A 12,822-nucleotide genomic window follows, 5' to 3' on the forward strand; every position below is an offset into this window, starting at 1 on the left:
GAGGAAAAAATGGCTGATCTTTCCAGTCTCAAAGTGACCGCTCCGGTAAATCGCTATCGGGGGGCTCTGCCCAAAATCGGGATTCGTCCCACCATTGACGGACGCCGCCGGGGGGTCCGCGAATCCCTTGAAGAGCCGACCATGAATATGGCCAAGGCCGCCGCCAAGCTCATCAGCGAAAACCTGCGCCACCCGAACGGCCAGCCTATTGAATGTGTAATCGCCGATTCCTGTATAGGCGGAGTGGCCGAAGCCGCTGCCTGTCAGGACAAATTCTCCCGCGAGAACGTGGGCGTTACCCTCACGGTTACCCCCTGCTGGTGTTATGGTTCAGAAACCATGGACATGGACCCCGCTACCATCAAGGCTGTGTGGGGCTTCAACGGGACCGACAGGCCCGGCGCGGTTTACCTCGCCGCAGTTCTGGCCGCCCATTCCCAGAAGGGCCTCCCCGCCTTCGGCATCTACGGCCGCGATGTTATGGATATGGCGGACATCACCAAGGTGCCCCAGGATGTGCAGGACAAGATCCTCCGCTTTGCCAAGGCCGCCCTGGCCGCCGTGTGGATGAGGGGCAAGAGCTACCTTTCCATCGGTTCAGTCGCCATGGGTATTGCCGGTTCCATCTCCAACGCCGACTTCTTCCAGGAATACCTGGGGATGAGGAACGAATACGTGGATATGTCCGAACTGGTACGCCGCTTCGATGAAAAGATCTATTCCGATGCCGAATACAAGCGGGCCCTGGAATGGGTCAAAAAGAACTGCAAGGAAGGCCCGGACAACAATCCGCCCAAAGAACAGCACAGCCGCCGCCGCAAGGACGAAGTCTGGAAGACGGTGGTCAAAATGGCCATCATAGTCAGGGATCTCATGATCGGCAATCCCGACCTCAAGAGGAAGGGCCTGATCGAAGAATCCCTGGGCCACAACGCCATACTTGCAGGCTTCCAGGGCCAGCGCCAATGGACCGATCACTTCCCCAACGGCGACTTTATGGAAGTGATACTCAATTCTTCCTTTGACTGGAACGGCATACGTTCCCCCTACGTCGTGGCTACCGAAAACGACGGCCTCAACGGCGTCTCCATGCTCTTCGGCTACCTCCTCACGGGCTGCGCCCAGGTCTTTGCCGATGTGCGCACCTACTGGAGCCCCGACGCCATACAGCGGGTCACCGGCTGGAAGCCCGAAGGCCTTGCCGCCAACGGCCTTATCCACCTTATCAATTCAGGTTCTGCCGCTCTGGACGGCATAGGCAAGCAGAAAATCAACGGCAAACCCGCCTGGAAGCCCTTCTGGGAAATCACCCCCGAAGAAGCCGGCGCCTGCCTTGACTCGGTAAGCTGGCGCTACGGCAGCCTCGGCTACTTCAGAGGCGGCGGCTACTCCTCCGACTTCCTCTCCGAAGGCGGAATGCCCGTCACCATGACCCGCCTCAATCTGGTCAAGGGCCTCGGCCCCGTCCTCCAGATCGCCGAAGGCCACACCGCCTCGGTCCCCGAAAATGTCCACGACAAGCTCGACGCCCGCACCGATCCCACCTGGCCCACCACCTGGTTTGCCCCGAGGATCACCGGCGAAGGCCCCTTCAAGGATGTGTACACGGTCATGGCAAAATGGGGCGCCAACCACGGCGCAGTCTCCTACGGCCACATAGGCGCCGACCTCATCACCCTGGCGAGCATACTCCGCATCCCGGTCTGCATGCACAACGTCGAGCTTGATAAGATCTACCGCCCCAGCTACTGGAACAGCTTCGGCATGGACGCTGAAAGCGCCGACTACCGCGCCTGTGACGCTCTGGGTCCCCTGTTTAAGTAACATCTTTCGCATACGTCCCCCGGATTTAAAACCCCGGGGGATTATTTTAAATTAAGGCCTTATTTCCCCCAAAGTACACTGGAATCAATATGGCTGATATCCGCTGAACAGGTGGCGGCCATAGCGCCGGCAAGTTCGGCGGTCATTTCTTCGATTTTTTTCTGAACCCCTGCGGCGCCCTCGTCTTTCAGGGCCGGCATAATGGCCCGGCCTACGGACGCCGCTGTCGCCCCCAGGGCCAGGGCCTTAAACACGTCCATGCCCCGGTCTATGCTGCAATCCACAAAGATGGGGATCTGTTTATTCACGATTTTTGCGATCCTGGGGAGTATGCGCAGGGGCGGCAGGGAATAGTCGATATGCCCATGGTGGTGGCTGACCACGATGCCCCGGACCCCGGCGTTAAGGCACTTGTAGGCGTCCTGTTCGCTCAAAACGCCCTTGATGATAAAGGGCAGTTTTGTTGCCTTCACGAATTCACGAATCTCCTCCAGGGACTTGGGCCTCATGGGCAGATCGTGAACCACGTCATACCGGCCCTTTTTGTCAAAGGCATGATCTGTGTCTATGCCCACCGCCAGGCAGCCGCACTTTTCCGCCTGTTCGATTTTCTTAAAGATGTCCTTGTTATCGGCGTAGGGTTTTATGATTTTGATGGTCCGCGCGCCCGTAGCCGTGATGGCTTCAAGTTCCGCTTCGCTCCCCATACCGGCCCACATGACCGCCCCGGCGGCCTTTATTCCCTTGGCGGATTCCACCATCCCGTTAGGCCGGGTACTGTCCAGATGGGACAGGGCTGCAAACATTACGGGGGTGCTAAAAGTTTCCCCGTACAATTCCAGTTTTGTGGAAGGCAATACCCCGTCGATATGGCGCATCTCCACCAGAATAGAATCCAGATAATCCCGAGTTATTTTCGCCGAATCCCCAGCATTAAACACATCGCCCATATTAAACTCCTTTTTCATACCATGATACGGTTATACCACCATTTTAAGCACGCCGGGAAGGCTCCAAAACCGCTTGTTTTGGATAAATTTTTTTCACGAGCCAATATAAGTTATTGACAAAAACCTAACGTTAGGTATAATATTCCTCATATTCCCCTGTAGCTCAGTTGGCAGAGCAGCTGGCTGTTAACCAGCTTGTCCGTGGTTCGAACCCGCGCGGGGGAGCAAAAAAATGTAAGCAGGTTAGCCGAATAAAGCTACCTGCTTTTTTTATGCGCGACTGGAGGGCGAACCCGCAGCAAACCGCGAAGTGTAGTTCTCGTAAGGAATTGGACTCGGGCTTAATGCGGTACACCCTTGGTAAACCCATTCCCATGCATCTCGGCGATAAGATTGCCCAGATCGTCCCTGATGGTAATCCGGTACACGCAGATATTCCTGCCCCGGGAAAGGCAGGCGGATTCTGCGATAAGCTTTTTGCCCTTCACCGCTTTAAGGAAGGAAATGCTGCACGACTGCCCCACAGTGATTCCTGTGTCGGCCCCGCAGGCCAGCTCCCAGTTTGAATGAACCGCAAAGGCCAGATCAGCCAGGGTAAAGATGGCGCCGCCCTGCACGCCCCCGCCTGCGTTTTTGTGGGATTCATTAATTTCCATGCTGCATTCCACCCTGTCGGGGCTTACAGAATCTATGGCGATGCCTGCGCCCATGGCAAAACGGTCGGCTTTGAAAAAGGCGCGGATTTTTTCAATATCAATTTCCATATAGTATTTATACCATATCAAGGCATTTCAAAAAAAGCCTAAAACGGATATACTATTGGTATAGGAGCATAGATGCAGGTACTTAAGCAGTCCCGCCCCAGGGAAGACAGGGGCGTATTCAGCATACTCGAAACCCTGGATGTGGATACAGGCAAAAGAACGGTTTTGAAGGAATTTGACGATACCATGGAAGCCCCCAACTGGGCAAAAGACGGCAAATATCTCATTTATAACCGCAACGGCAAAATCTACCGTTACGAGCTTGCTGCCGGGAATATCACCGAAATTTATACAGGGGCTATTACGGACTGCAACAACGACCACGTGCTTTCACCCGACGGCAAGTCCATTGCGGTAAGCCACGGCACTTTCGAAGACGGCCTTTCGCGCATCTACACCCTGCCCCTTTCGGGCGGGGAGCCCGCGCTCATCACCCCTATTGCCCCAAGCTACCTCCACGGCTGGTCGCCCGATGGCAAGACCCTTGCCTACTGCGCCGAAAGGAACGGCCAATACGACATTTACACCATCCCGGTTTGGGGAGGCAGGGAAAGACAGATCACCAACGAAAAAAGCCTCGATGATGGACCTGAATACAGCCCCGATGGCAAGCATATTTGGTTCAATTCCACCCGCACAGGGCTCATGCAGCTTTGGCGCATGGAAGCGGACGGCTCAAACCCCGTCCAGATGACCCACGACGAAAATGCCAATTCCTGGTTTGGCCATGTATCCCCCGACGGGAAACGCATAGCCTACATCTCCTACCGCAAGGGCGATGTTGAACCCGACAAGCATCCGCCCAACAAAGACGTGGAACTACGGCTCATGAACGCATCGGGCGGGGACTATAAAACCATTGCAAAGTTTTTCGGAGGGCAGGGGACTATCAATGTCAACTCCTGGTCCCCTGACAATAAAACCATAGCATTTGTATCCTATCGTTTAAAATAAGCTATCAAAGGAGTGAAGATGAAAAAAAACTTATCGCGCCTTGCCATCATTGCTGCGGCCATTGCCCTGGCAATTTCCTGCGCCAGCTCCCCGGGGGGTCAATCGGGTTCGGGGCTTCCTTCAAAAACCCTGGCACTGGTGCAGAATGCCGTGTTCGAAGTAGTGCTGGAAAAGCCTGCCGATGACCCGGTGACATACGATAAAGAGCTTGACTGGGAAAAAGTCCCCTATGCCATAAGGACAGACAAGTATTATTCCATAGGCACAGCCTTTGCCATTTCCAGGACTGAGCTTATTACCGCTTTCCATGTGATTAACCTGGGCTACGAGAGCCTGACCTACACAAAATATTTTGTCCGCGATTCGCAGGGGCAGGTTTACGAAGTTGACACTGTCAATGGCGGTTCCAACGAAAGGGATTACCTCATTTTTACTGTGAAGGATAAAACCTTTGATCAATTTTTCCAGTTTGAAAGGAATTATAAAACCGGCGATCCGGTCTACAGCATTGGCAACGCCCTGGGCGAAGGCATAGTGGTGAGGAACGGCCTCGTGCTGGGCACAATCCCCGAGGAGGAATCGGGCCGGTGGAACCTGCTCAAGTCTTCCGCCGATGGCAACCCGGGAAATTCAGGCGGCCCCCTGGTGACCCCTGCGGGCAAGGTGATAGCCCTGGTAACTGCCCTGCGGGACAATATACTCTACTCGACACCTGCGGAGGTGATATTGGATGACAGCAAGGACAGCCTTGCCTATCGTCATAAAAACCGCTTTGGCCACCTTATCCTGGCCAATAAACTGAACAATACTTTTGAGACCCAGGCAGCCCTGCCGAGCCAGTATCTTGATGTCAGGGCAAATATCCGCAGCGCCTATGAAAAGAACTACGATGCCTCCATGTCAAAGCTTTTTGCTGAAGCCCCGGAATACCTCACCGGCCCGAATAATTCCTACATCTTAAGCTCATCGCTCTCATCGACTTTCCCGGAGCTTGCCTTTGTTGACAGCAATGATGACAACTGGAAACTTTCGGGTTTGGAGAAGAAAAGCTATAACCTTCCGGACAACGGACGCCTCACGCACGCCCAGGTCGGGGGGTACGATTTTTACAAGATCAAAAAGCCCCTCTCGGTTTCCATTGAAAAAGCCTGCACAGATCCCAAATACATTCAGGATTTAATCCTGCAGACCATACGCACCGAACGCACCCTCTGGGGGAATGACAAATACCGCATACTTTCGTATGGGGCGCCTGCTGCTGTGGGGGAATACAAAGACGCCCTGGGCCGAACATGGATCACTGCCAATTGGCACGTGGATTTTGACGATGAAGTGCAAATTGTGTTCATACTTCCCCTGCCCAATGGCCCTGTGGTTGTTTCATGCTTAAAGGACAGCGCCTTTCTCATGGATTATGAATGGGACATGAAAAAGACCTGCGACCATGCTTTTGCCGCCTACGATGCAAACTTTACCGAATGGGATGATTTTTTAACCCTTAAAAAATATATTCCCGATTTCCTTAAAAGCCTGACCTTTAATTGGAGCGCACCGAACAAGAATTTTGTTTTCAAGTGCGGGCCTGTGTCCATCAATGCGGACGCGAATGTTTTTGAATGGGCCTATGATTCAGAGATATTCCTTGCCCCCACATGGTATAAAAAGGGCGGCAAGCTCGAATACGGCGTCCGGAAAATCATCATAGACCGGGATGTCAGGGGCAATGACTTCCTGGTGCTGTACCGGAATATCAAGCCCGATCCCATTCTGGGCACATCGGCTTTGGAGAACTGGAACGATCTGCTGCAGGAAAAGTTCCCCTTTGACGAAAAACCCGCGATTTCAGTAAAGGACAATACCGGATCGGTGGGCGCCATAGTCAAGGCCCAAAACGTTGACCCTGATGTCCGCTTCTCCCTCTACTTTTCCATGGAGAACCCCCAGGGCGAGGGAAACCTAAGCCAGCGTCTCACTGCCCTTAAATCGGGGTTGACCATCACAGATTAGGACTTGGGGGCGCTCTTTTTAAATGAGAGGGCGTCCCCATTTTTCGCAGTATTACTGTCAACAGTAATACTGTCGCCTTCTTTTATCTTTCCTGCGATAATAGCCCTGGCAAGGGGATTTTCCAGGTCTGCCTGGATAGTCCTCTTGAGGGGCCTTGCGCCGAAAAGGGGATCATAGCCCCGCTCCGCAATCAATTCCTTTGCCTGTTTGGTGAGCTTCAATTCCACCTTGCGCTCCGCAAGGCGGGCCTGCAGGCGGACAAGCTGTATATCTACTATCTTGCCGATTTCGTCTTTGCCAAGCCTGTTGAAGATTACCGTCTCGTCAATGCGGTTCAGGAATTCCGGCCTAAAGCTCACCTTGAGGAGTTCCATGAGCGCGTCTTTTACCGCTTCCGGCTTCTTTGCTTCCAGAATAAGATCAGAACCCAGGTTGCTGGTCATGATGATAATGACATTCTTAAAGTCCACCACCCTGCCCTGCCCGTCTGTAAGGCGTCCATCATCCAGGATTTGAAGGAACACATTGAAAACTTCCTGATGGGCTTTTTCGATCTCGTCAAAGAGGATAACACTGTAGGGCCTGCGCCGCACCGCTTCTGTCAATTGGCCGCCTTGCTCATACCCCACATAGCCCGGAGGCGCGCCGATAAGGCGGCTCACGGTGTGCTTCTCACCATACTCGCTCATGTCGATGCGGGTAAGTGCCTTTTCATCATTAAAGAGAAAATCTGCCAGGGTCTTTGCAAGCTCTGTCTTGCCAACCCCTGTGGGGCCGAGAAAGAGGAAAGACCCAAGAGGCCGGCTTGCATCCGAGAGGCCGGCCTTGTTGCGCCTTATTGCGTCAGACACCGCTATTACTGCGGCAGTCTGCCCGACGACCCGCTTTTCGAGCACACTTTCAAGTTCCAGATACTTTTGCAGTTCCCCGCTTAACATTTTAGAAACCGGGATGCCTGTCCATGTTGCCACAACCTGCGCGATATCTTCTTCGCTCACTTCCTCCCGGAGCAGGGCAGCGGTTCCTCCGTTTTCTTTTTTGTTCTCCATCTGGTCAGTAAGGGTCTTTAATTTTTTCTGGGCCTCCGGGATTCTGCCGTGCTTGACTTCCGCAGCTTTGGATAAATTGCCGTCACGCTCGTAACGGGATTCTTCAATTTTGAGCTCTTCTATCTGCTGCTTGATTTCGCGGATCTTCTGAATTTCTTTCTTTTCTTTTTCCCAGCGGGCTTTCATGGCATCCCGCTCGGATGCAAGATCTGCGATTTCTTTTTCGAGCTTGGTGAGCCGTAACTTGGAAGCTTTATCCTCCTCCCGGGAAAGGGCCTGCTTCTCGATGGAGAGCTGCAGCAACTTCCGCTCCAGCTTGTCCAGTTCCGTGGGGCGGGAGTCCAGCTCCATTTTAAGGCGGCTCGCAGCCTCGTCCACAAGGTCGATGGCCTTGTCGGGCAAAAAGCGGCTGGTGATATAGCGGTTCGAAAGGGTGGCAGCAGCCACCAGGGCTTCGTCCTTGATGCGTACCCCATGGTGAACCTCGTAGCGTTCCTGCAAACCCCGGAGTATGGCAATGGTATCTTCCACAGAAGGCTCGGCCGTGTAGATCTGCTGGAAGCGCCGTTCCAGGGCAGCGTCCTTTTCGATGTGCTTGCGGTATTCGTCCAGGGTAGTGGCGCCTATGCAGCGGAGTTCACCCCGGGCAAGGGCAGGCTTCAGTAAATTGGAAGCGTCAGTGCCGCCCTCGGCAGCACCTGCCCCGACAAGGGTATGAAGCTCGTCAATAAAGAGGATGATCTTGCCTTCCGCAGCCTGTACCTCATGGATCACCGCCTTAAGGCGCTCTTCAAATTCGCCGCGGAATTTCGCCCCCGCCACAAGGGCGCCTACATCAAGGGCCAGGAGCTTCTTGCCCTTAAGGCCCTCGGGGACATCCCCTGCGACAATGCGCCGGGCAAGGCCCTCTACAACAGCGGTCTTCCCCACGCCAGGCTCGCCTATAAGCACCGGGTTGTTTTTGGTGCGCCGCGAAAGCACCTGCATGGTGCGGCGGATTTCCTCGTCCCGCCCTATGACAGGATCGAGCTTCTCCTGGCGCGCAAGGGCCGTAAGGTCCCGGCAGTACTTGTCCAGCACCTGGTACTTTTCTTCCGGGTTCTGGTCGGTAACCCGCTGGTTGCCCCGGACCTGCTTGAGTGCCCCCAAAATGGCGTTCTTGGTAACACCCGCTTTCTTGAGGAGGTCGGCGGCCTTCCCCTCCCCTGCGGCAATGGCGATGAGTATATGCTCTGCGGAGACAAATTCATCCTTAAGGGAAGAAGCCTCCCCCTCGGCCTTGGCCAGCACCTTGGAGGCGCCCGAAGAAAAGTAAACCTGGGCCGCGTCGCCATAAATTTTGGGCTGGGCCTGGAGCAGGCCTTCCACGGACTTGGCGATCTTTGCCGGGTCCGTCCCAATTTTCTCCAGGATAGGCGGAACTATTCCGTCTTCCTGCCTGAGCAGTGCCAAAAGTATATGCTCAGTCTCGATTTGCGAATGATCCTGCTTTTGCGCAATCCCGGAAGCCTCATTCAGGGCTTCCTGGGCTTTGATTGTTAATTTTTCGTAATCCATACCTATAAGATAATTAAGCAAAGGGGATTCGGCAAGTACAATCGCTCAATTCTCTTCTATAATTTGCCGAAAATCAAGGATATAGCTATAAATTGGTTCAAAGGAGCGTCTATGTCCATAAAGTATCTCGTTTTTATAAGTTCAACCATCGAGGATCTGAAAAGCGAACGCCGGGAACTGGTAAAGCTCGTCACAAGGCTTGGGGCCCTTCCCGTCACTATGGACGCATTCGATATCAACAACACGGATGATCAGAAGCTCATCAAAAAAGCCATTGGGGAATGCGACTATTTCCTCAACCTCACCGCCTACAAGGCAGGCGCCCCTGTAGGCAAGTCTTTTGCCCTGGAAACCGAATTTTCCTGGGCCGAGCGTTTTGAACTCCCGGTGCTGTCCCTCATGGTCGACGAAAAAGCCCGTTGGAAGGCCGCCAAAAAAGAAAAAGAGCCCGCCGCGATTAAGGCTTTGGAAAACCTCAAAAAGCGGCTAAGGCTCTTTGCTCATGAAACCTGGACTAGCCAGGCTGATCTTGTAGAAAAAGCTCAGAATCTTCTTATAAAAGAGATGAACCTCAACCCCAGGCAGGGCTGGGTTCCAGCTACCGAGGCCATCAAGCCCTCGATTGCCAACGAACTTGCGCGGCTCATTCAGGAAAACGAAACCCTCAAAAGCAAGCTCAGGATGGAAGGCAGCGACATCATGGTCAAGGTAAGGGAGCAGATGAGGCACGCCCTCAAAGTGCTGGCGGTGAACCGCATTTCCCTGGCCTTCTGGTATGCCCCAGGGGATAATTGGGAGAACACCACCAAGTTCCGCTACTTGAGGCTCTTCAAGCTCCTGGCCCCGGAACTATCGACCACCAAGACCACCTCGGACATTTCACGCTTCCTGGGGAACATCCTCAATCCGGACCTCGAAAAGACCGTGCGCAAAGACTACCCCACGCCGACCAATACCATCAAAAAAATAATGGCCGACCTGGCCCTGCTCAAACTGGTAAAGTGCTCCGGCTCCGACGAAGACGAAGCCTGGGAGATAACCGAATATGGAAAGGAAACTTATGCAGCTTACCGGATGCACCAGCTGGAGCGGATCCTTGAGAAGACAGGCAAGAAAGACTAACCTTTATTGAGAGGCTGTTTTACGACAGTTTTTCGGTTCACAAAGTGGATGACCACAAAGAAACAGATCGCAGATACATAGGCCGCCCCCAGCAGGATCAGGGACGCAGCCCCCTTGCTCCTGACCGAAAACAGCACCAGAAGCCCCAGGATTATCTGCATCCCGTAAAAAAATCCATCAACCCCCCGGGCCTTTAAGCCTAAATTCATGAGTTTATGATGGGTATGGGATTTGTCGGGAAGGTATATAGCCCGTCCATCCCGAACCCTGCGCCAGATGGCCGCAACTGTATCCAAAATGGGGAGAAGCAGGAGGGCCGCCGCATAAAACAGGGGAAGGGTATGGGCAGGCGCGGTCCTTTCCCAGTTGAGCAGGGGAAACAGAGCAAGAATAAAACCCAGGAACTGGCTCCCCCCATCGCCCATAAAAATCTTCGCAGCAGGCAGGGGCAGGTTAAAGACAAGAAAGCCCAATAGCACCGCCATAAGACAGAAACAGTAGAGGGCAACAGGGCTGCTCTCGGAAAGGGACATAAAAATCGCCGCATACGCAAGGACAGCCAGGAAAGAAACACCCCCTGCAAGGCCGTCTACCCCATCTATAAAGTTCATTGCATTGGTCAAACCCACTATCCAGATAAAAGAAAGGATATTGAGTACCCATTCAAACCCGGGAGCAAGCTCGGCAGTAAAGAAAAACCGTTTAAAGGTATAGCCCGGGATGACTATGCACAGGGCAGCAACAACCTGAATGAGCAGTTTTACCAAGGGCCTAAGGGGCTTAAAATCGTCCATAATACCCGAAACCAGGACAAGGACCAGGGCCAGGATGGGGAAAAAGAAACGTATCCTGAATGAAGATTCAGGATCCCTCAGGGTTATGAATAAAGCAATGGCGATGAAAACAGTAGCGAAACCCGCCCCCCCAAGGCGCGGAATATCGCCCGCATGTATCTTCCGTTCATTCTGCTCATCGTACCACGCCTTTTTGGTGGACACGCGGAGCATCAACGCAACAGCAATAAGCGAAAATACAAACGAAAGAATGGTAAGGATTATAGAATCTCTCATATCATTTGAAACCATTTTGCCATTATATTGCTATCGTGTCAAATACATCTGGATAGTGATAAAGGTAGTTATGATGGTGAGGGTAGTGGTGAGTATCGGGGCGTATTGGTTAAAGTGATAGAGGAAACTGTTGGCCTTGGCGGTGATGGTAGTCTCAGGGCCTATAACGCTGGTTTTTGCAAGTTTTTTGCCAGAAATATCCAGTATCTCCACAGACTCGCGGGAATTCTGGACAGGGTTAAAACCGCCGGCCAGGGCAACATAGTAATCCCAGTTGCGGTCGGGGATATACGGGTAACGGCCCGGAAGGGCAACCGAACCGGCAACCGTAACAAAGTACTGCCTAAAGGGAATAACCAGGACATCGTTTTCTTCCACAAAATAACGGCTGTAAAAGGAAGCATCGTAGAGCATCATATTGAGGTTGATGGGGATATGCTCGTTATTGCGGATAATATAGGCGTTCCGGGTATCGGACTCGGCAGTGAACTGGTTTATAAAACGGCGCGCCAGGGGGGCATAATTTTCGCCATTGTTGAAGTTGACCGTGACCCTCGACGAAATTGATGCACCGTTGCCCCCGGCAGTGAGCGGATTATCGGCGCTGCGTATAGCCCCCTCGATAAACATCACCGGCGCAAGCTGGGTTATTGTGGGAACCATGATGGCATCATAATTTTCGAGCTGGATATTTTTGCCGATATCATCATTATTCAAAAATACTTTTTCTCCTCCAAGAACAGTACTGTTAACCCGCCGCACAAGCTCTATGCGGGTAGCATCCGCCAAAGGCGTAAAACCGCTTGAATACACATTGATAAGCTCCTTAAGGTTTTCCCCTTCAAGAAGCTGATAGACCCCGGGCCGTTCCACTGCCCCCGAAATGGAAACTGAACGGGCAACACGGTTAAACGTAATTATATCGCCGGGCCTCAGGTACGGATCCTGGGAGAGGTCGCCATAACGGAAAGCCTTAAAAAAGTCATACACCCTTGGCTGCCCCCCGGGGGCTTGAATCGTTATATCCCGCATGGAAGTAAAAGGAGTAATATTATCCGAAGCATATAATGACGAAAGCCTCATAAGCCCCCAGGTTGTTACATCCGTAGCCTGCCTTACTTCGCCTTTGACATACACCTTAAAAACCGCCGGCTGGGTCAGCACAAACTGCACCCCGCTTAGGGGATAGTTATTGGAAACAATCTGTTCTACCTGGGCTTTAAGCTGGGGGAAGGTCTTCCCCGAGGCGTCAATAATACCCATGTTGGCGACCCGGATGCGGTAAGTACTGTCTACAGGGATAATATACTGAACCGCCTGACTGCCTGCCGCATAAGAAAGGGTATAGATATCGCCTGCAGTAACGCGGTAATCGGGGGTAGAAAGGACAAGCTGGGCCGAAGGGTTCAAAGCTGCTGATAGGGAGTCGCCGGCTTGTGAAGGTGCAACGGAAGAATTCTGCGCATAAAGGCAAAGGGGGAGGGAAAGGAGCGCTAGTATAATTATATGGCTTTTCATTATTGTA

9 protein-coding genes and 1 tRNA gene are annotated in these 12,822 nt (G+C 52.9%); 5 read left to right on the top strand and 5 right to left on the bottom strand.

The window, feature by feature from the left end:
* Nucleotides 1-9 precede the first annotated feature (9 nt).
* On the top strand, nt 10-1,824 hold the full coding sequence (locus TREAZ_RS13675; RefSeq protein ID WP_015712472.1) for an L-fucose isomerase: 1,815 nt from the start codon (nt 10-12) through the stop codon (nt 1,822-1,824).
* Between the two features lie 59 nt (nt 1,825-1,883).
* On the opposite strand, the gene TREAZ_RS13680 is transcribed toward TREAZ_RS13675, so the two are convergent.
* Nucleotides 1,884-2,774: an alpha-hydroxy acid oxidase gene (locus TREAZ_RS13680; RefSeq protein ID WP_015712473.1), complete on the bottom strand. Its 891-nt coding sequence runs from the start codon at nt 2,772-2,774 to the stop codon at nt 1,884-1,886.
* A 152-nt stretch (nt 2,775-2,926) separates the two neighbouring features.
* Here TREAZ_RS13680 and TREAZ_RS13685 point away from each other — a divergent pair.
* Nucleotides 2,927-2,999, top strand: a tRNA-Asn gene (locus TREAZ_RS13685).
* 116 nt (nt 3,000-3,115) lie between these two features.
* Here the strand turns inward: TREAZ_RS13685 and TREAZ_RS13690 are convergent.
* Entirely contained in the window at nt 3,116-3,538 is a 423-nt protein-coding gene (locus TREAZ_RS13690; RefSeq protein WP_015712474.1) for a PaaI family thioesterase, read from the bottom strand.
* A 72-nt stretch (nt 3,539-3,610) separates the two neighbouring features.
* Between TREAZ_RS13690 and TREAZ_RS13695 the strand changes: the two genes are divergently transcribed.
* Together TREAZ_RS13695 and TREAZ_RS13700 are read left to right on the top strand one after the other, a co-directional pair.
* Entirely contained in the window at nt 3,611-4,492 is an 882-nt protein-coding gene (locus tag TREAZ_RS13695) for a TolB family protein (protein WP_015712475.1), read from the top strand.
* Nucleotides 4,493-4,510: 18 nt separating this feature from the next.
* Entirely contained in the window at nt 4,511-6,499 is a 1,989-nt protein-coding gene (locus tag TREAZ_RS13700) for a S1 family peptidase (RefSeq protein WP_015712476.1), read from the top strand.
* Here TREAZ_RS13700 and clpB read toward each other — a convergent pair.
* Nucleotides 6,496-9,105 (bottom strand): ATP-dependent chaperone ClpB, encoded by a 2,610-nt coding sequence (gene clpB, locus TREAZ_RS13705; protein WP_015712477.1) that lies wholly within the window; start codon nt 9,103-9,105, stop codon nt 6,496-6,498. The two genes, TREAZ_RS13700 and clpB, sit on opposite strands and share 4 nt — an antisense overlap.
* Nucleotides 9,106-9,216: 111 nt before the next feature.
* On the opposite strand from clpB, the gene TREAZ_RS13710 reads away from it, so the two are divergent.
* Nucleotides 9,217-10,227: a DUF4062 domain-containing protein gene (locus tag TREAZ_RS13710; protein ID WP_015712478.1), complete on the top strand. Its 1,011-nt coding sequence runs from the start codon at nt 9,217-9,219 to the stop codon at nt 10,225-10,227.
* On the opposite strand, the gene TREAZ_RS13715 is transcribed toward TREAZ_RS13710, so the two are convergent.
* Together TREAZ_RS13715 and TREAZ_RS13720 are read right to left on the bottom strand one after the other, a co-directional pair.
* The gene (locus TREAZ_RS13715; RefSeq protein WP_015712479.1) at nt 10,224-11,312 is read right to left on the bottom strand and encodes a glycosyltransferase family 4 protein; all 1,089 of its coding nucleotides are present in this window, start codon (nt 11,310-11,312) and stop codon (nt 10,224-10,226) included. The genes TREAZ_RS13710 and TREAZ_RS13715 overlap by 4 nt on opposite strands.
* Nucleotides 11,313-11,327: 15 nt before the next feature.
* On the bottom strand, nt 11,328-12,815 hold the full coding sequence (locus tag TREAZ_RS13720) for a polysaccharide biosynthesis/export family protein (protein WP_015712480.1): 1,488 nt from the start codon (nt 12,813-12,815) through the stop codon (nt 11,328-11,330).
* Nucleotides 12,816-12,822 lie beyond the last annotated feature (7 nt).

The organism is Leadbettera azotonutricia ZAS-9, assembly GCF_000214355.1.
GTDB lineage: Bacteria > Spirochaetota > Spirochaetia > Treponematales > Breznakiellaceae > Leadbettera > Leadbettera azotonutricia.

Bases quoted from the DNA above. Each gene is read 5' to 3' on its own strand.
- TREAZ_RS13675 (WP_015712472.1), top strand. From the start codon at position 10: ATGGCTGATCTTTCCAGTCTCAAAGTGACCGCTCCGGTAAATCGCTAT.
- TREAZ_RS13680 (WP_015712473.1), bottom strand. From the start codon at position 2,774: ATGGGCGATGTGTTTAATGCTGGGGATTCGGCGAAAATAACTCGGGAT.
- TREAZ_RS13690 (WP_015712474.1), bottom strand. From the start codon at position 3,538: ATGGAAATTGATATTGAAAAAATCCGCGCCTTTTTCAAAGCCGACCGT.
- TREAZ_RS13695 (WP_015712475.1), top strand. From the start codon at position 3,611: ATGCAGGTACTTAAGCAGTCCCGCCCCAGGGAAGACAGGGGCGTATTC.
- TREAZ_RS13700 (WP_015712476.1), top strand. From the start codon at position 4,511: ATGAAAAAAAACTTATCGCGCCTTGCCATCATTGCTGCGGCCATTGCC.
- clpB (WP_015712477.1), bottom strand. From the start codon at position 9,105: ATGGATTACGAAAAATTAACAATCAAAGCCCAGGAAGCCCTGAATGAG.
- TREAZ_RS13710 (WP_015712478.1), top strand. From the start codon at position 9,217: ATGTCCATAAAGTATCTCGTTTTTATAAGTTCAACCATCGAGGATCTG.
- TREAZ_RS13715 (WP_015712479.1), bottom strand. From the start codon at position 11,312: ATGGTTTCAAATGATATGAGAGATTCTATAATCCTTACCATTCTTTCG.
- TREAZ_RS13720 (WP_015712480.1), bottom strand. From the start codon at position 12,815: ATGAAAAGCCATATAATTATACTAGCGCTCCTTTCCCTCCCCCTTTGC.